Origin of the sequence: Roseiconus lacunae, from assembly GCF_008312935.1 — a bacterium.
GTDB classification, from domain to species: domain Bacteria; phylum Planctomycetota; class Planctomycetia; order Pirellulales; family Pirellulaceae; genus Stieleria; species Stieleria lacunae.
In genome coordinates, this window is the sequence record NZ_VSZO01000001.1 from 1 (window position 1) to 20,376 (window position 20,376).

At 54.3% G+C, this 20,376-nt stretch carries 11 protein-coding genes; 7 read left to right on the plus strand and 4 right to left on the minus strand.

The genetic code is table 11. The features are described from left to right. Window positions 1–760 precede the first annotated feature (760 nt). The 6 genes from FYC48_RS00005 (at window position 761) to FYC48_RS00030 (ending at window position 13,348) form a co-directional block, all read left to right on the plus strand. Window positions 761–4,486: a protein kinase domain-containing protein gene (locus FYC48_RS00005; protein WP_149494669.1), complete on the plus strand. Its 3,726-nt coding sequence runs from the start codon at window positions 761–763 to the stop codon at window positions 4,484–4,486. After that, a complete protein-coding gene (locus FYC48_RS00010; protein ID WP_149494670.1) occupies window positions 4,473–5,591 on the plus strand; it encodes an EAL domain-containing protein in 1,119 nt (372 codons plus the stop codon). Before FYC48_RS00005 ends, FYC48_RS00010 begins: the two co-directional genes overlap by 14 nt. 124 nt (window positions 5,592–5,715) lie before the next feature. Further along, window positions 5,716–7,014, plus strand: coding sequence for an efflux RND transporter periplasmic adaptor subunit (locus tag FYC48_RS00015; protein ID WP_149494671.1), 1,299 nt, complete (start codon window positions 5,716–5,718; stop codon window positions 7,012–7,014). A gap of 77 nt (window positions 7,015–7,091) precedes the next feature. After that, window positions 7,092–10,445, plus strand: a complete 3,354-nt coding sequence (locus FYC48_RS00020) for an efflux RND transporter permease subunit (RefSeq protein ID WP_149494672.1) — start codon at window positions 7,092–7,094, stop codon at window positions 10,443–10,445. Between the two features lie 9 nt (window positions 10,446–10,454). Further along, window positions 10,455–11,018 carry a sigma-70 family RNA polymerase sigma factor gene (locus FYC48_RS00025; RefSeq protein ID WP_149494673.1) on the plus strand — a complete coding sequence of 188 codons (564 nt, stop codon included), beginning with the start codon at window positions 10,455–10,457 and terminating at the stop codon, window positions 11,016–11,018. An 8-nt stretch (window positions 11,019–11,026) separates the two neighbouring features. Further along, window positions 11,027–13,348: a serine/threonine-protein kinase gene (locus FYC48_RS00030; RefSeq protein ID WP_149494674.1), complete on the plus strand. Its 2,322-nt coding sequence runs from the start codon at window positions 11,027–11,029 to the stop codon at window positions 13,346–13,348. Between the two features lie 188 nt (window positions 13,349–13,536). On the opposite strand, the gene FYC48_RS00035 is transcribed toward FYC48_RS00030, so the two are convergent. Beyond that, window positions 13,537–14,739, minus strand: a complete 1,203-nt coding sequence (locus FYC48_RS00035) for an ankyrin repeat domain-containing protein (protein WP_149494675.1) — start codon at window positions 14,737–14,739, stop codon at window positions 13,537–13,539. Between the two features lie 265 nt (window positions 14,740–15,004). Here FYC48_RS00035 and FYC48_RS00040 point away from each other — a divergent pair, with 265 nt between their 5' ends. Next, a complete protein-coding gene (locus FYC48_RS00040; protein WP_149494676.1) occupies window positions 15,005–15,370 on the plus strand; it encodes a hypothetical protein in 366 nt (121 codons plus the stop codon). A 41-nt stretch (window positions 15,371–15,411) separates the two neighbouring features. Here the strand turns inward: FYC48_RS00040 and FYC48_RS00045 are convergent, their stop codons facing one another. From FYC48_RS00045 to FYC48_RS00055, 3 genes are all read right to left on the minus strand, one after another. After that, complete coding sequence (locus tag FYC48_RS00045) at window positions 15,412–16,338, minus strand: hypothetical protein (protein ID WP_149494677.1); 927 nt, start codon at window positions 16,336–16,338, stop codon at window positions 15,412–15,414. Then, window positions 16,335–17,606 carry an SGNH/GDSL hydrolase family protein gene (locus tag FYC48_RS00050; RefSeq protein WP_235034002.1) on the minus strand — a complete coding sequence of 424 codons (1,272 nt, stop codon included), beginning with the start codon at window positions 17,604–17,606 and terminating at the stop codon, window positions 16,335–16,337. Before FYC48_RS00050 ends, FYC48_RS00045 begins: the two co-directional genes overlap by 4 nt. A 102-nt stretch (window positions 17,607–17,708) precedes the next feature. Next, window positions 17,709–20,372, minus strand: a complete 2,664-nt coding sequence (locus FYC48_RS00055) for a CehA/McbA family metallohydrolase (RefSeq protein WP_149494679.1) — start codon at window positions 20,370–20,372, stop codon at window positions 17,709–17,711. Window positions 20,373–20,376 lie beyond the last annotated feature (4 nt).

Consider the following 20,376-nt stretch of genomic DNA (forward strand, 5'->3'; position numbering starts at 1 on the left):
CCATCCCGAACACAGCAGTTAAGCTTTCCGAGCCGATGATAGTGCCCACCAGCGTGAAAGTAGGTCTCGCCATTTTTTTAAAAGCCCTTTGGTTCTCAAACCAAAGGGCTTTTTTTATGCGCCCGCGGTCACCCCAAAGCGACCGCCCTCATCGCGATGTTCCGCAATCCACCAGGTCCCACTTTCACTCGGTTGATACTACCGGAACGAACGCTTAGAGGTACTTGGGCTAGATCGCGATCAACCATTTTCTGGTTGCAGGGTTATCTAGAGCCGTTTGAAGCTCATTCGTGGAGGTATCGGCGTTTTTGGCGAAGGTAATTCCAGTTTTGATTTCCGGACACTTTTCCGCCACAACAATCTGACTCCTGTTAAGACGACGAGCAACGCTGGCGCAGGTCTCGTGCCAAGAATGTTCACGCGTGCGAGAATCCGAAAGCAAGTGTCATCGAGCCCTCGCCAAGAGAATGCCGACCACGACTTATGCCGTTGATATCCGCATAGGCGTTATCAGTGGATCCGTCGCCCAACATCCTGGCGACTGCGGCGCGATGTGACTAGGCGACCCAGTTTCGCGAAGGTACGTCAATGGACATGGATGGCGTCAAACTCGAAGCGCGAAGTCAAGATCGCGCGGCCTGACTCAAGATCAATACAGGTTCGGCGTTCTCTCCCATAAAACGATTCTGCGATACTGACTGCTTCTGCGAAGAACAGAGGATTTGGGAGTGGCAGCCGCCCAGCCCTCCGGAGCTCAAAAGTGCCAAACATCCCCTCGGTCGTCGTGCCACCTCTCCCGGCATTGCCAACGGGATCCGTCACCTTTGATGCGTCTTCCGCTGGAGCCCATCCGTCAGACGATCCAGCCCGGTCGATGCCGCCATCGATGTTGGTCTTGACCGATTGGCGTCCGTTGCCAAATGACGTTCATTGCAACGCGTTCTGGGCAAGGGATCGGGCCACCGATGTTGACTATGAAATTCGCTTGGTCCCTTGGGGCGTGCAATCTACTTGGCAAGCCAAACTTCGCGAACAACAGCGATTAACACAACTGATCGCCGGCGTCGCGTCCCGCCCGTTGGTCTCGGTCGATTTAGATCAGACACCCCCCAAGCTGATCAGCCTCGCGAATGTCTCGTTGTCAGCGTTCGTCGATCAGTTGTCAAACCGAGAGCGTTTGGCGTGCGCCGCTCAGATCATCGGTTCCGTTGAGAGAGCTTTACTAGGCGGTCTTATCCACGGCGCGATTTCGATGGAAAACATCGTTCGCAATGATCAAGGAATTGTCTTGATCGATTACTTCGCCCGTTTTTATTCGGCGGAATCCGAAGACGCTTCGTTTTCAGCCCAGACCGATGCGATTGCGACCACGGCGTTGTTGCGTGACTTGCTGTGTCCTGTTCTTGACGATAAGTCCATCCTTGGCGACGGACAGCGACGTGGGCAGTTTCGTAGCCTAATGCGTGCAGAAGTTAGTTCGCAGGCACCGATCGAATTGCTTGATCGCTGGTCCACGCTGTTGACCAATGTGGTCGAAACGGGACCGAATCCTGCAACCGAAGATGATCCGGCGATATTCACGGTTAGGTTCGGGGAGCCTGAGGAAGAGCGACCAGAGGAAAGCATAGAGGATTCTACATGTGAAATTTTCGTCGACTCGGGAGACGATCCCACCGAAATCAACGAAGACCAAACCGGAATCGTTGAAGTCGGTTCGCGCGTTCAGACGCGGCCAACCATTTCGCTTCCCGGTATTGGCGACACGGTTGCCCATTACCGTCTCGACGCTCTGCTTGGGGAAGGTGGGATGGGAATGGTTTATCGGGCAACCGATTCGATCAACCAAACCGACGTAGCCATTAAGCTGCTGCGCCCGACCGGTGGTGATATCGCTCAAGCGGTGCGACGGTTTAAAAAGGAAGCTCGTCTTCTTGCCGGCTTGAACAATCCCTTCGTCACACGGTTGTTCGATTCAGGTGTCGATCGTGGGGTGCATTACCTTGCCCTCGAGTTTGTCGACGGGATGGACTTGAAACGCTGGATGAAAACGCTCGGGCCGATGGACGAAGCGACTGCGTTACATCTCGTTGCCGATCTTGCGCGGGCACTGGTCGAGGCCCACCAACTCGAAATTGTTCATCGAGACATCAAACCCGAAAACATCCTTCTCGCTTCGGAAGATGCGACGCAGTTAACGCCTCATGCGTTTGAGCTGAAGTTGACTGATTTTGGAATCGCAAGGGCGATGCAACAAACCGCTTCGATGGAAGTCACAAAAGCAGGAGCGTTGTTGGGAACGCCCACTTACATGGCGCCGGAACAATTCAAAGGTGAAGGCACGGTTACGCCGGCAGCTGACATCTATGCCATCGGAATCACGCTCTATGCGATGCTTGCCGGTGAACCGCCGTTTCAATCCGATGATCCGATGAACTTGGCGGCGAAGCACTGTTTTGATAGTCCAGCGGATATTCGTAAACGCAATCAATCGGTGTCCGAATCGACCGCGGCACTACTCAGTCGAATGCTGGCGAAGGCTCCTGCCGATCGCCCAGCCGATGCCGGTCAATTGGTTCACGAAATTGACCGTCTTCTCCGTGGGCAGATCAATGATTTCCAACAACACCCACATTTACCTGAGGCACCCGATGGCCCACTGTGGGAGCGAACGTTTGAGTGGGATTTGCAAAGTTCTTCTCGTCAGCTTTGGCCACATGTGTCAAACACCGATCGCTTGAACCGTGCCGCCGGTTTACAGTCGGTTGACTATCGAACCGAGAAAGATCCTCACCACGGGCTAAGAAAATTTGGAAGTTTTAAACTCGCCGGAATGCGGATCGAATGGGAAGAACATCCGTTTGAATGGATTGAAGGTCGACGAATGGGGATTCTCCGTGAATTTCAATCAGGACCGTTTCGGTGGTTCCTGAGTCTTGTCGAATTGCAAACGCTTCCCTGCGGCGGTACGCGTTTGACTCATACGGTTCGCATTGCACCACGCAACTTTCTAGGCCGCTGCGTCGCGACGATTGAAGCAGGATGGAAAGGCGGTCGCGCGCTCGATCGGATTTACCGACGGATCGATCGCTCACTTCAGAAAGAGAAAACGAATCCGCTGTTTGACCCGTTCGAAAAATCCGAATCCTTGAAACAAACAGCCCGCCGTCGTCTCGATCGGCGGCTCGATCAAATGATTGAAATGGGTGTTCCGGTCGAGATTGCCACACCACTGGTCGCCTATATTCGCGATGCGTCACCACAATCTCTCGCACAAATTCGCCCCATCGAGCTTGCCGACCGATTGGGCCTTTCTGGTGAAGCGGTGGCAGACGCTTGCTTGGTCGCGGCCCACTGTGGGGTGATGCAACTCCGTTGGGACATTCTTTGCCCGAGTTGCCGGGCCCCCGCATCGCAAGCAAGTATTCTTACCGAAATCGAGCGTCACACGCACTGCGAGGCTTGTGACGCCGAGTTCCAGTCGGACATTTCCTCAGCGATCGAATTGGTCTTTCAGGCTCATGCGGAAATCCGTCAAGTGGACCAAGGTCAGTACTGCGTCGGAGGTCCCGAACATTCACCGCATGTCGTCGCGCAGTCGCGTCTAAAACCGGGCGAACGATTGGAGATCAATGTTCCACTGACCAAGGGAGACTACCTGATACGTCGGTCGGGAGTCGGGAACGTACAGAACTTACAAGTGCAAACACGATCGGCATCGAGTAGCGTGGAGATTTGGTTCAGCAAGCTCGGTGGCCCAAGGCCATTGCCGTTGGTCCGGTCTGGAAATGCGAACTTGATCTTTCAAAACGATCTCGATCATCAAGAACTTGTTCGCGTAGAGCGGACGATCCGTCGGTCCAATGTGTTGACAGCCGCGGTCGCATCGGCACTGCCTCGTTTTCGTGAGCTATTTCCCGACCAAGTGCTCAGCCGTGACGGGGCAATCACGTCGGACGATTTGACCCTACTCGCGATTCGTATCGGTGGCGGCGAATCACTTTACGAATCGAAGGGTGATGCCCAAGCGTACGCGATCATTCAGCAAGCGATCGGGCTGATCGAAGAAAGTGTTGCCTGCCATGACGGCGCGACAATCAAGTCATTAGGCGAAACGGTCCTGGCATCTTTCCGGGATCCTGCGCGTGCGTTGTCCACCGCAATCACGATCGGGCAACGGTTGGAAAAACGCGAGGACCTTTCAGCGATCACGTTCAGTCGGGCGATTCATCGAGGGACGTTGCTAGTGACGACGCAGAACGGACGTCTTGATTATTTCGGAACCACTGCGCGTCAGGTGCTCGCGTTAGCAAACGAATTCGCCGATGGCATTTCGTTGACCGACAGTGTCTTCACCGATCCTGCCGTTCAAGAACGAATCGCGTCAGCGACGACGTCCCCACGACATCATTCCGTTGATCTTTCCGGCGGCAAAAACCGGTTGGTACAACGATTTCCAACTGAGGTATCTCGCCATGTCGGTGTCTAACCAATCCGTTTCAAACGAAGCTTTGTCGATTCCACTATCGACCAACCACCGCTGGACATTGACCGAATTTGGCCAGGGTGACCACCAGCAACGAACGTTTGACCTTCCCAATCGTACGGTAGTGATCGGGCGATCCGGGGAAGCTGATTTGACCGTCGCGGCCAAAGGGATCTCTAAACGGCACGCTCAGATTTCTTTTCTCGAAGGAGAGATGCTGGTTAAAGATCTGGGGAGCACCAACGGCACGTATTTGAACGGTCATCGGATCGACTGTTCGACCGTCGTTGCCGGAGACCTGATCCAATTCGCCAATGCGTTGTTCAAAGTAGGCCGACGTGGTGACTCGGTTGCCGATGGCACCATGGAAGAAGGAATCGTTCCGTGGGCGCAGACGTTGTTGCTATTCGATCGGCTGATGACCGATCGCGCGGTCGTTCCATTTTATCAGCCCATCGTGACCCTGAAGGACCAGGCGACGATTGCATTTGAGGTCCTCGCCCGTAGCGACTTAGAGAACCTCTCGAATCCGGCACTCATGTTTGGTGCCGCCGAACGTCTTGGGCAGCAGTGCGCGCTCAGTGAATTGATGCGGGAAGAGGGCTTGCGGATCGCCGCTGATTCGTCGCTCGGATCGACAGAATTGTTCTTAAACACGCATCCGAGTGAAGTGATTACCGATCGGCTGATTCAATCATTGCGGGATTTACGAGCCGAGTTCCCAGACGCTTCAATGACCATCGAGATTCATGAGTCCTCGATTACCGATCCGAATTCGATGCGGAGATTTCGTGCCGTATTACGAGAACTGGACATGAAGCTGTCTTACGATGATTTCGGTGCCGGGCAAGGTCGATTGCTGGAACTCGCCGAGGTTCCGCCGGACGTGTTGAAGTTTGACATGGGGCTAATCCGCAGTATCGATTCGGCGCCATCGACGCGCATTGACCTGCTTCGGTCACTCGTCAAACTTGCCCGCGATGCCGGCTCAACGACGCTCGCCGAAGGTGTCGAGACGGAAGGCGAACATCACTGTTGTTGTGAATTGGGGATCGAACTCGGCCAAGGTTATTTTTATGGCAGGCCGGCACCGATGACTGCGATCTAAAATTCGCGTTTGCGAAGTCCGATGGAAAAGATTTGCCAAAGTTGAGAATTATTGGCCCCGCCTGTTCGGCGTTGACGCATTGCCAGACCGCACAAAAAAACTGGCTCTCAACACGCTTGCTGATATGCTTCGACGCCTCAAAAAGGTCGCCACTCCCGCCGAAAATCAGGTGGTTTTTGCGTTATCAACCGCAGTCACGACGCTGTTAATCGGCGTCGCGATCGGTTACTGGGCCTGGGGACGTAGCGATGGTGCCGAAGTCACGACCGGCGGATCTGCTGGGCCAGGCAAAAAGGGCCCCCCACCGACTCAAGCGATGTTGATCCGGGTTGGTGAGATTAAACGCGATCAGATTTCACCGATTCGTACCCTTCTCGGTGACCTGATCGCGGTCCGCACCGCGTCGGTTGCCAGTGAAGTCCCCGGCCGAGTGGCGGAAGTATTCGTGGACGAAGGCTCGACGGTCATTGGCGGGAAAACTGTTCTGGCTCGAATCGACGGGACTTGGGAAGATCTCCAAGAAAAGAAGATCACCGCACAAATCGCGCAAGCCAAAGCGACGTTGCGATTTGAAAAAGCTGAGGCGTCGCGATTGAAACAACTGCTTGCCCAGCAAGCCGCTTCGACCAGTGAAGTCGATGCAAAATCGGCGGTCGTCGAACAAACCGTTGCCAGTATCGACGAACTTACCGCAAGCTTAGGTGAAGTCCGCGAGCGTCAGCAACGTTTGGAAATCCTGGCGCCATTCAGTGGCAAAGTCATCACCAAACACACCGAAGTGGGTGAGTACATCGCCGTCGGCGCTCCGATTGTCGATATCGTCTCCACCGGTCGGATCGATGCGAGAACGATGGTCCCACAGCAGAACATTGGGCTGCTAAGGGATGGCGATTTGGTCTCGGTGCGGGTCGATCATTCCGACCTTGAATTGAACGGCGAAGTGATCGCAATCAACTCGCAAGGTTCACTCGGTAGTCGAACGTTCCCCGTTCGCATCGCATTGCATGATCAAGACGGATTCTTGAAGCCTGGAATGGGAGTCAGCGTTGACGTGCCGACCGGGAAGGCTTCTACCGAGTTATTGGTGCCTCGTGATGCCGTACTCACGAAACCAGATGAGTCAGTGGTTTGGGTGGTCGAGGTTGATACCCGAGCGATGGAGCGATCTTCCAAGCAATCGGCGCTCCACAAACCACTGACAACACGGCCGGTGCCCGTCAAGATTCTTTCGCATTCGACGGAGCACTACGCGATCAGGAGTGTTCGAGCGGCCGATGAATCGGCACTCCGTCCCGGAACGCGTGTGGTCACCGAAGGACTAGAACGCTTGGTTCCCGGCATTCCGGTTCGAGTCGATTTGGACTCGCAGCCGCTTGTGCCGGTGCCGGGATCGTATGCCGATGGCCAGCAGAAGCTGGACTGAACCGACCCGCCGCCCCAAATAGCTCACTCATCGTGCAACGGAACACACCTTCGGTGCTATCGGAATAAGTTATCGCCATGGATCCCATACGCTTCGCAATCGACAACCCTGTCAAAACAGCGGTCGGAATCTTGATGGTCTTGCTCTTCGGGGCACTCGCATTGAGCGCGATCCCTGTCCAACTCACCCCCGACGTTGATCGACCGGTGATCACTGTTCGAACGAATTGGCCCGGGCGGAGCCCCGAAGAGATCGAACGGTCGATCATCATTGAACAAGAGGAAAAGCTGAAATCCGTTCAAGGCCTTTGGAAGATGACTTCACTGGCAAGCTTGGGCAGTTCAACGATTACCCTGGAGTTCAACGTCGGTGCCGCCTCCGATCGTGTGCTTCAAGATGTCGCCAACAAACTTGACGAAGTATCCGAGTATCCTGAGGACGCGGATCGTCCGGTCATCGACATGGCCGACACCGCCAGTGACAACGCAATCGCCTACCTTCTGCTTCAAGCTGACGATCCTGAGTTTCAGGTCGCAACGTTCTACGACTACGCCGATCGTTTTTTGAAGCCCAGCTTGGAACGGATCGACGGGGTCGCCGAAATCGACATCAAAGGCGGTCGCGAGCATCAGGTTCAAGTCCGTTTCGATCCGAAAGAACTCGCCCGACGTGACCTCGCGATTTCCGACGTCGCTGCGGCGCTTCGCCAAGATAACATCAACGTTTCGGCCGGTGACATGGCCGGCGGCCGACAAGATGTCCGTTTCCGCGTCGTCGAACAGTTCGATTCGTTGACACGTCTACGCGAAACGGTGATCAAGTATGACGACGCCGGGAGCCCGATTCGCGTTGCCGACGTCGCCAGGGTCAATTTAGTACTGGAAAAGACAGTTCACTTTGACCAATGCAAAGGCAAGACGTCGATGACGATTTTTGTCAAACGTAAAACCGGAAGTAACGTGCTCGACATCATCGAAGATGTCAATCGAGTGGTCAATGAAATGAATGCCGAGGGCGGTGTCTTGCGGTCCTTTAAAAATGATCGCTACGGTTTACGACTTCGCAACGCGTTTGATGATTCACACTACATCCATAGCGCAATCAGTTTGGTCCGAGACAACTTGTTTATCGGTGGCGGGTTGGCGATCGCAGTGTTGTTGCTGTTTCTGCGCAGTATTCGATCGACGATGATCGTTTCACTCGCGATCCCCATTTCGGTGATCGGAACCTTTGTTGTTCTCTGGCTGACCGGTCGTAATCTGAATGTGATTTCACTGGCGGGCCTGAGCTTCGCCGTTGGGATGGTCGTCGACAATGCCATCGTGGTTTTGGAAAACATCGATCGATATCTAAAGTCCGGCTTGGACGTTCGAACGGCGACACTGCGCGGCGCCCGCGAAGTTTGGGGGGCGATCCTAGCATCGACTTTGACAACGATCGCGGTGTTCGCGCCTGTGCTAACGATCCAAGATGAAGCAGGACAACTGTTCTACGATCTAGTACTCGCCATCTGCGCCGCAGTCGGGTTTTCGTTGATCGTCTCGATCACCGCTATCCCGATGGCGGCGTCGTTGATTCTTCGTCCGGTCACCAATAACGACGACCTAGCCACGCCAACAACGAGCGGTCGAATCATCCACGGGACATTTGGAATTCATAACCTATTTGGATTGGCATCCGTGTTTGCGTGGCTGACCGATCGATGGGCTGGATTGATTCATCTGCTAACGTTCCGAAGCTTGTCGAGTGCATGGCTACGGCTACTGCTAATCTCGTCGACGATGGCTCTGTCGGTATTGCTTAGTCTGTGGTGGATGCCGCCGGCAAGTTATCTGCCCAACGGCAACAAGAACTTCACGTTCTGCAGAATGTCGACTCCGGCGGGATATTCCGTCATGGAAAACTATTCCGTCGGCCAGCGGATTGAGCAAGAGTTACGACCGTTTTGGAATGCGACGACCAGCGAAGAAGCGTCGTCGCATGGGCCGATCACGGATCAACGATCAGGCAAAATCTACACGGACATTCCGGCGCTCAAAGAATTTTTCTTCGTCGTCGCCCGGGGCAGCGTGTTCATGATCGGCATCAGCGACGATCCGGAAAACGTCGAACCGATCGCGGCTGTCTTCAATCGCGCCTTCGGCGTCGTGCCGGCTAGCAAGGGTGTGACTTCACAAGCATCGATTTTTGGCCGAGGGTCGGGTAGTTCAAACGCCGTTGACATTGAAGTTCGCGGCAACGAAATGAAGCGACTAAAAGAGGCATGTAGCCACCTAGAGTCGGAACTACAGCGAGAGTTTTCGCGTTTTTCCGTGCGAACGTCCCCGGGAAACTTCAACGAAGCTGGCCCGGAGCTGCAAATCCAGGTGAATGAGGAAGTCGCGAAACGGTTGGGGCTCAATGCCACCGAGCTATCGACCGCGGCCCGATCAATCATCGATGGCGCGTTCGTCGGTGACTTTGATTTCGAAGGGGATAACATCGATCTGATTTTGATTCGCGATCCGGCGATCGAGCTAACTCCCGAGGAAATCGCGGACGTCCCTGTGACCGTTCGCGATTCGGTGGGAACGCCAATGACGGTGCCGTTTGGTCAAATCGTGACCTTCAATCGTAGTGAAGCCTCACAGGAAATACGCCGAGTCGAACAACAGCGGGCGATCGCTTTGACCGTCACGCCTCCGAAGGACGTGGCGCTCGAAGAGGCTCAGACGCGGATCTTGGAAATTGTCGACCAAGCTCGAACTTCGGGAAAACTTGGCAACGACATGTTCGTTTCGTTATCCGGGAACGCTGATCGTTTGTCCGATGTGCGAAAACTGCTGATGGGAAATTGGGACGGTTGGAACCGCGATTCGTTGTTGAGTGTGGTGACCAGTCGATTCTTTATCGCGCTGCTGATTACTTATTTGTTGCTAGCCGCACTCTTCGAAAACTTTATCTACCCGTTGGTGATCCTATTGACCGTACCGTTAGCCACCGTCGGTGGTTTTGCCGGTCTGGCGATCGTTCACTCGATTGATCCGACGCAGCAGTTGGACGTGCTGACGATGCTCGGTTTCGTGATACTGATTGGGGTGGTTGTCAACAACGCGATATTGATCGTGCATCAAGCGTTGAATTTTATGCGGGGCGAAAGTGATGAGGTGGATGCCGGTCAGAGAGAACCGATGAGTCCGCGAGAGGCCATCGCAATGTCCGTCCAGACACGGGCGAGACCGATTTTCATGACGACTTGCACCAGCGTGTTCGGCATGTTGCCGTTGGTGATCGCACCGGGGGCCGGCAGCGAACTGTACCGCGGACTTGGAGCGATCGTGGTCGGCGGCCTAACGACGTCGACCTTTTTCACCCTGTTGATCGTGCCGCTGTTTTTTAGTCTGGTGATCGATCTTCGCGAAAAGACTGCAAACGCGTTTCGTCCGTCCTAAAATGCGGAAATGGACTCTGAAATCTCACGCATTCTCAGCAACCTTGAACATGGCGACCCGGCGGCGGCAAGCGAATTACTGCCGCTGGTATACGAAGAACTACGTCGGCTCGCTTCGTCACGAATGAGGCGAGAGAACGCGGCGCAGACGCTGCAGCCGACGGCATTGGTGCACGAAGCATACTTGCGGCTGATCGGACGCGAGCACGTTCGTTGGGACGGAAAGTCACACTTCTTTGCCGCGGCGGCCGAGGCGATGCGCCGGATTTTGATCGAACACGCGCGACGGCGAAACACACTGAAACGAGGTGGTGATCGCCAACGATTCGAAATCGATCGATCCGACGGGGTTGTCAACGTCGAGAACGCGGACGAACTGCTCGACCTTGATGCGGCACTGACTCAGCTTGCCGTCGACGAACCAGAACTTGCCAAGTTGGTGGAACTGCGCTATTTCGCCGGCCTTTCGGTCGAGGAAGCCGCCGAAGTGCTGGCAATGTCGCCTCGTTCGGTGAAGCGGCATTGGGCCTACGCTCGAGTCTGGCTAGCGCGAGCCATGGACGTTGATAAATAGTGATCGTGATGTCAAACCGAACTGAAAAATCAATCTTTTTTGAAGCTCTCGAAATCGATCATCCGGCCCAGCGAGATGCGTTCTTACGGCGTGTTTGTGATCACGACGATGCACTTTATGACTCCGTCACGGATTTGTTGAATCGGCATGAAGGGGCATCTATCTGTATCGACCGACCGATCGTCGGTGAGTTTGGCTCCCCGACACAAGGCGATGAAACCATTGACCAGCCATTCCACCATGATTTCTCATCACACTTCGATGCCGGCACCCTCATTGGCAACTACAAACTGCGTGAACTGATCGGGGAAGGTGGGTTCGGGTTGGTGTTCGTGGCCGATCAGCTCAAGCCGGTCAAACGCCGGGTCGCACTGAAGTTAGTGAAGCCTGGAATGGAATCGCAGGAGGTCCTCAATCGCTTCGAAGCCGAACGTCAGGCACTTGCCATGATGGATCATCCCAGCATCGCACGAGTGTTTGATGCGGGGGCCACCGATACGGGACAGCCATACTTTGTTATGGAACTCGTTCGTGGCATTCCCCTCACTACCTTTTGTGATAACCATCGGTTGGGGATGGATGATCGACTGGATTTGTTGATCAAGATCTGTCATGCCGTCCTGCATGCCCATCAAAAGGGTATCATCCATCGCGACCTTAAACCTAACAATGTGTTGGTCACACTTCAGGACGGAAAGCCACTTCCCAAGGTCATTGACTTTGGCGTCGCCAAAGCAATTGGTCAGCGGCTCGCTTCTGAAACGATTTACACACGCTTCACCGCGATGGTCGGTACGCCTGCATACATGAGTCCCGAACAGGCGGAGATGACAAACGCCGGCGTCGACACCCGATGCGATATCTATGCGTTGGGGGTCTTGATGTACGAATTGCTCACCGGATCCCCACCGCTTTCCAGCGAGCGACTGCAAACCGCTGGGTTTGATGAATTGCGGCGAATGATTCGTGAAGAGGAACCCGAACGCCCGAGCAAGCGTGTGAGTTCGCTTGACCAAGCTCGTCGAACGACGGTATCGATGGTGCGTCACACCGATCCGACGCGATTAGAAAGCATGTTGCAAGGCGACTTGGACTGGATCGCAATGAAGGCACTCGAGAAAAACCGTGAACGCCGTTACGCAACGGCCGCGGAACTAGCCGAAGATTTGACACGTTATTTGACCGGGGATCCCGTGCTAGCTCGGCCCCCAACGCTCGCGTATCGGTTGTCTCGGTTTGCCAAACGAAACAAAGTTACCATTGTCTCAACGGCACTGATCGCGTTGTCTTTGATGGTCGGGACGGCGGTCAGTGCTTGGCAAGCTTCGGTGGCGACCGAGCAGCGTGATCGAGCGACCGATGCCTTGGGTAAAGCCCGCCGATCGGAAAGTTTTGCGATTCAAGCTCGGCAGGACTTGCAGGAGTTCGTCGATCGCCTCAAACGAGCGAATTCGCTGCTGGCGATCGGCCGAGCCCATGTCGAAGCGGGGCGGCTTGGTGATGCGTTTGCAGTATATGGAGAAGCGATCGAAACCCAACCACACTTCTATCAAACCTGGGCCGAACGGGGATCATTCTACGCTAGGCACGGTCTTTGGAAACTCGCAGCAAACGACTTCATCCGGGCGGTCGAACTGGGCGGTGTCACCAACCAACCCGATTTTTTGGGAGTCCCACAATTGCTGTGGTTTGTCGGCGAGCGCGAAATTTACGGCGAAATCTACGACAAATTGTCAGCTCTCGAAGAAGATCGTTTCTCCGTCGAAGCCCGCGGACGACTGGTCAATCAAATCAGCCGAGATGACGCCGCCGAACTAGCAAGCTTTGCAGAGTCAAAACTGAAAGTGGGAGGCTACGGTGATTGGGATCGAATGCCAGATCCGCAGGATTGGTCGGCGATGCGTCGTCGTCAAATGGGCGCTCCACTCGGTGCACAGCTCTATCTCGCCGGTTGGGCTCACTTAGAAGCAAAGAACTATTCACAAGCGATCACACGTCTGAAGCAAGCTGAAATGGAGACGTTTGATTGGCGCGGAAGCGGTATCTCGGCCCCCCTGATCGCGCTCGCCTATGAACGCCAAGGCGAACACGAACAAGCGATGAAGATGCTGAGCGAATGCGATTCCATCATGGAAAAGTTCTTGGCCTTGGCCGAGGAGCGACGGGATTTTACGCCCAACATGCCGTGGTTCGACTGGTTGGATTTTCTGATCAACTATCGGAAAGCAAGTCAAGAGATCGCCCATCGCCAAATCGATATCAATGGTCGACTTGAAAGCTTGCAATCGAAGGCGCTTCAAGCGATCGCAGGCACTGTGCCAACACCCTGAGCGAGATGTCGTGGGGTTACGCGTCCTTCCACACCTTTCCAAATGTGGAAGAGTTGTTACCGGATCCCGACCATTCAACCTGCCAGGACCACCGGTTGGAACCTAGCAAGTGACGACAGCGGATTAAATAAACTCAATCCGTTTCGCTTGACGCCAACCTTGCTTCAAACGAGCTACCAAAGCAAGAATCAATGATCAATTGCTTTAGTCTTTGTCAAGCCTTGCGATTGAAGCCATGCGGCGACGGCGGCACGATTTTGTTTCAGATCTTTTAGCGGATCAACTCGTTGGGACGGGTGCTTGCCGAAGCCCACTCCAATCACGCTTCCGTTCGTCCGGTAGTGTAGGCCACTGGGAACGGGGGCTCGCATCGCATAGTCCAACGCATTGAGCCCGGCGACTCCGCCTCGAACATCCGATAAGACATCGGCGATGAATCGACCATGTACGGAGTTAAAGACAGCGCCAGTGACCCCGTATCCCGTATTGTTGGGCCCGATTGCCGTTGTCGGATGCCCCCATTGGACTTTGATTTGTCTGTACATTTGCTTGGTCGCAGTATCGGCATGCTCCAATCCCGATCGTGACAACGCGTTCAGGTTGGCCCCTTTTTCAAACAGCAACTTGACCAGTTTCAGGTCACCGGCAGCCGCGGCGAAGTGCAAAATCGTTTTGCCGCCGCAGCGGTCATCGAGATCACGTTCGCCGTTTTCCAACGCGGCAATCAGTTTGCTTGAATCACCCAAGATCAGTGATTCGATGTCCTCGGGATAATTCAGCCTGGTTCTCAGCCGGAAGTGATAGCTTGGCTGGATCAATGCCAGTTCTTCAAAGCTAAACCCCGATCGTTGTTGCCAGTTTTCTAGACCCGCCGTCGTGATGTCACGTAGGTAACAAAGCTGATGTTCGTCATTGATTCGTTTGGCCAATCGCGGATGCCCCGATGCGGCGATCAAATGCCCGACCGCACAGTGGACTCCCCATGGGTCGATAAAAACCGGGCGACGACCTGAGACGAACACGTTCTGCGGAAACTGTCCCTCTTCCATGTAAGCGTACAGCGTGTCCAGCAAGGCAGCTCGCCGGATGCGAAGAGAATCATCCAGATGGTCCACGCTGGCGTCTGATAGCTGTCGGTGCACCAGTCGAAGATGCGTCTGGATCAATCTCACTTCGTCATCGACCTTCGCGGTGAATATCGCATCACCAAAACTTATTTCGCGCTCACGCCAGTTTTCATTCAGTTCGCAGAGCTGGTTAAAAAGAGTCGCCGGGCGACCCGTTGGAGAGTCTGATTCGCTCGGTGATTGAGCCGACAAGAATCCCGAGGTGGCGAATAGTGCGAGGAACGTCGTCGAGATAAAGCGAAGCAAGGGACGGCGAAGGAGCATTGTGATACCCATCGGTTGGTTGTTAAGACGGCCAAAGGTGGCTGAAACAACCTGCGAAATGATGGAACTCGCCCCTCAAGTTTATCCGAGAAAACTCTTCGAAATTAGCATTCTGGGCACTTCGGTCGGCGAGTACGCACCAACGATGCACTGGTGTGTGGGTTTCTTGCCACCCGAACTTTGACACGGCGGAAGGGCGCCCTAGCCTTAAATCAATCACTCTTTCTCATTCGAATGCGATTCAGGTTGATCGAAGGAAGTTCCCATGCGTGCCGTAACCGCTCTTCTAACAATGCTCGCCACTTCGGCCTTTGGCGTAGTGCTGTTGGTGACCCAGTCGGAAGGGGATTCAAAAAGCGGCAACACATATCACATGGACATCGTCGATGCGCGAGACGGGGCACTATTGGATCAATTCCTAGCCTCACTAGACCCGGAAATCATGAAAGAATGCGTCGATCAGTTTGATACAGGACGACCGATTGATCTCGACCACCTCGCCACATGCGGTGACTTTGACGCATACGCGCGGTACATGCGACTTTCGAAATTTGAAGCGGTCAAAAAATTCGAGTACGTGCTACTGAATTCTTCGTCGAAGTTGGAATTCGAAGACAAACTGGCCCGGTAACGAAAACAGGCTGGGAGGGGTACCCGGTCGCGTTTCGCTTGTTAGCGACTGGTTTGATGCTGTTGTTCGAGCCAGTGTCGTGCCGCTGTCCGGTACTGGCTATCGCGGTGCATCCAAAGATCGGTATGCGGGTGGACAACCTTGCCTTCGGGCACATCAAATATTTCCACCACGGGAACCGGAAGGAACGTGAAATCAGCTAGCGACTCGTGATCGCGTAGGAAGTCATTTCCCGATCCGCTGACCAATACCGGACGTCCTCGTAATCGAGCGAGTCGCCGAAGTGCTGATCCGCGATCGCTGTCCGGGTAAGCCCACATCCGTTGGCCATCGAAATGGTCGTGAGCAAAAAAGCCTTTCCAGAGCGACGCGATCTGATCGTCGGCTAAGCCGATGTAGCTAATCGCGATCGCTCCACGTGAAAACCCACAAAGAAAGACGTTGTCCGGATCTCCGCCGTACTGCCGACAGATGCGAGGAACGTTCACTTTGCAATACTCGATCGTGCGTTCTTTGTCACCCCACCAAGTCGTCGCGTTCCTTTTACCATCTTGTTCGATGTAGGGCATCGACACCCAGATGTAGTCGCGTCCGCCGCTGATACCGTAGCCGAGATTGGCATCCTTGACTTCACCGCTGGAGCCGGACACGGGGTGCTTATTTCCGGTGTATTCGACAATCACCGGATAGCGTCCGCGGGGCTCCCAGTTTTGTGGCAAGTAGAGCGCATGATAGACATCGGTGCCCACGTACTCGGGGGATGCCACACGAACTCGCCGCCCGGACTTCGGTGAACCGTCGGACATTTCCGGTGTCACTAAGTCACTGCTCAAACCCCGATCATCGGACCGAACGATCGGGCAGTGTAGGAACATGCCGGCGAAGAGCATGCTACACCCCAACCAATCAATGACACGGGCGGATGAAGTGGAAGCGGTTGGTGTCGTAACAGAGACTGACAACGTCATTGCTCGATCAAATCGCCGATCAACATCAACGACGACGCATACCAGGTATGCGCATCGTATTTTTCCGGCTTGGAATCGAAGTCATCTCGGTTTCGTTCGAACAAGACCTCTCGTTTGTCGAGTTGCGTGGGCGCTAACTCAATTTTGACCACATGCGTGCCCGGCATTAAAGCGTTTCCAATACGCAAGGTTGCCATGCGGTGATAAGTACAGTAGCCGTCGATCCGATTCCGATCGACGGTGTCACGGTCATCAAGATTTACCGTGACTTGTCCCCCGTCAGGCCCCAATACATCGAAGACTCCTGCCGAGGTCCCCGCGAACGAAAATTCCAAGCTGGCTCCCGATTCTACCGCTTGGTAGATCACCGGCATGTTGCGTCGGAATCGTTTGGCTAGGACATGATCACCGGGAAGTTTTCTCCAGTTGCCTTTCAACATGTCCGGACGAATCGCGACCATCTTGGCTTGCTCCCAATTGTCTTCGCGAAGTGGTGGGCCAAGTTGGTGTTCACGAGGTTCACCACTTGCCGCGGATATCGCTGGCCAGGAACGTGCGATGGTTTGGGTATAGATTCGATGTCCCGTTTCGACGTGGGGATGCACACCGTCGGACGAAAAAACCATTGGCTTGGCGTTCATGTCAGTTCGCTTGGTAGATTTGAAAACCAACTCTCCCACACTTTCCAAGCGGGCAACTTCGACTCCGAAGTGAATCGAGGGGATTCCATATCGATCCGCTAGTTCTTCCATTGCGCTCGCCGCGCGAGGCATCTTCCCTGATTGAAGATCCGGCAACATCGCTTCGGTCAACGTGTAAACAAAACAGATATCAATGGACGGATCGAACTTCCAAGTCTGGCGTACGATTCCTTCCATCGCTTGATGGATTCTCTCTGGTGGCGCCCCACCGTCGTTGACCGCAAATTCGACGAACAGTAAATCGGGATGATGTTGCAACACGTCACGCTGCAATCGAAACACACCAAGGTCGGAACCGGTTCCGCCGATCGCCGCATGAATTTCGTTGAATGTAGCGTCAGGGTATTGTTCCTGTAGCCATTGACGCGACTGAATTCGCCACCCCGGCGCGGCAGTGATGCTACCGCCAAGATACGCGACCCGCACGGTTTCACCGGCGTTAGCTTTGTTGATGAAGTGAGGCAGTCCGTCGCGAGGATGGCATTCGACCGCATCGCGAAGTGGGAACGCACCAAAACCGATCGATGTGGTCAAAACGAATGACGTCAGAAGCAAACAATAACGCATCGAGAAAATCATGTTGAGCTAGCGGTGCAGTGGTAAAGCGGTGATTGTACCGAATCTTCGCTGCCAACTAGGAAGTCTGCATTGATTTCCGAATTCTCGCGTTTAGTCGTCCTTGGAATACAACCGCAGCAGTGATTGGTAAAATTCGCGAGCATGATCGTAGGCGGCTTTCGCGTCGGCCTGTTCTGCGGCGGCATAGGTGTCACGTTTTGATTTCCAACATTGCTCAACACCCGCAAGGCACCAGCGAACACTTTCGATTGGTCCTCGAATCGGTGTGCCGTCGACGACGACATAGATAGGATTCGTGTGTGCGTGCGGGAAAACGCGCAATGCCACCCATCCGCTTTCGTCGAATTGGTGATCGAATGAAAGCGTTTCTAAGGATCCATCGGTCGGAAGAGTCTGACGAGCCATCAGTTGCCCATTGACGATCAACTCGACTTCGGTTGCCTCGGTGTACTCAAGTAAAGCTGAGGCGTCGACCGAAAAGTTAGCTGTCTCGCCAGCTTTGACAGAGAGTTCACTGCCTTTGATTCCCAGTTGCACCTGATCACCGCTTGCGTTGGATGCTTCAAAACCTAGCAAATGACAGAACCCATCGCTGACATAGCTGCGTCCATTGGCGATCGATTGAACCCACTTGGCGAACGTTAACTCACCATCAACTTGGGCGTAGACACGGCCGATCCCCACCCGTTCTCCGCTGACGCAGGGAAAATCGGTTTCTCCACTGACGGCGACACGAAGACCACAGTTGAGGACGTGGTACCACATGTTCCATTCGGCGACTCGTTCGGTATTCATCGCGGAAATGAAGTCGACCGCTGGAATCGGTTTGCCGTCTGGACCGGGAACTTGATGGGTGACGTCCACGATGAATTCGTTGGCACCAATCCCGTCATAAGCGGGGATGTTGTAGTTGGGTAACTGGTGCTCGCCGTCCTTGCCTTCCGTTTCCGGAAGCCGACCGACGAAGCGATTCAGACCGATCGAAGAGTGCGCCGGCCCACAGACCGCACCTTGACTTTTTGCCCATCGTAGGGTGTTCAGTCCTAGCGTCGGCCAGTGGTCTTTTGATTCACCACCGGGATAGATTTGCTGTTTTAGGTTCAACAAATTCAGATGTCCGGACATGTGCGACCCAAACCCAGAGACCTCGACGTCGTATCGCAGCGTGTACGGATACTCGGACTGTTCGGCAACTTCGCCGGTGAAGAATCGTTTCTGATAGTCAAAACAAGGGCCCCAAGTGAGGCAGCAGCCAACCTTCAAGTCCTCACCCATAATGTGGCGGATCATATCGTTCGGTTTAACGCCCTGTGTGGGATTGTCATAGTGCAAGCAACCGGCGGCATGGATGTGATGATCCCCCGACCACCACCCCAAAGTTGACGGATCGACCCAACGACGGACTCGGTAGACGAGTTCAATCGGTTGCTCATCGACCGTGATCGTTTGAGTTTCAGGAATCGTTTCGGGACCACGCGAACAAGTGATCGTGTATTGTCCGGGTGGTAGTGGCAAAGATTCTCCGTCGGCTCGATAGATATGGCGTTGGAAGAAAAAATCGGGTGCCAAGCGTTTCGACTGGGCCGGATAAATACGACCTTCATCATCACGGACTTCGAACTTGGCCACCGCCGGCAAGCCTTCTTCGTCGATTACACGAAACGTAACCTGCGTCGCCGGTTCGCAGGCGAAATTCAGTTCATGCTTTACCCAGTTTTCAGTTCGCTCGGCCGAATAGAGATCGATCCAATCGATTCGCATCGTCCCCGGTTTCATTAACGGGTCTAAACGCACGCCGGCGAGTTCACCGTCGACATGAAACGGAATCTCATAAAGATGGGCGACACCTGGTTCAAGGATGAAGTTGGCGATCCGATCGGGGGTAGCATAGGAAACGTCCTTGGTCCACCAATACATTTGGCCTATCCCTTCGGCTTCGGTTTGGGCCCAAAAACGGAGTACCATCGGGCCGCCTTCCGCTTGGACTTCGGATCCCATGAAAGGGTCGGGGCCGTTGGAGTCGAAAAGGAGTGCTCCCTTGTCCTGACGGACATCGACTTGGTTCATCGCATTCCAGCCGTCAGTCGACTCATCAAATCGCCATTCGCGAATCAAGTCGCGATCGCCGTTCGGATCACCGGTAACATTGAACTCAAGGATCGCCGACTTCGGGCCTGCATCTCGGCTATAGATTTGAATGATCCGGTATTCAATTGCCAGTCCACTCAGATTGGCACGCATCGGTTGGCCTTCGAAAGACGATACCTGCATCCAACGCGAACCGACTTCGGATTCCGGTGCATACGGTAGCGGACGGGCGTTTGGACTTTCGACAAACAAACGCCCGGTACGGCCATGCGGGTTAAAAACTTTGACCAAAAATGTCCGCCAACCTTGTTCTAATAGTTCCGGATTGGCCGCTCCCGGCTGAACATTCACCGGTCCAGAATGTGGAACCCGAACGGTCACCAAGCAAAGCGGATCAAAAATCTTTTCGACCGCTTGGGTAACTTGATGGTCCGACTTCAGTTGCCGGGCTGCTTGGAGCATTTCCCGATCGGCCTCACTGATCGGTTTTCCGATCACATCCAACGCTTCGGTCAACCGATGCACCTGTGAAAGCATCGGTTGGGCAGGAACGGCGATCGGTTCATCCGCCACTGCGACTAGGCCGGAAGAAACGACGATTGTCAGCGAGGCGAGCAACCCCACGGTTCGTCGTAAGAACGTATGGGAAAGGGCGAGTGCGTTCATAGTG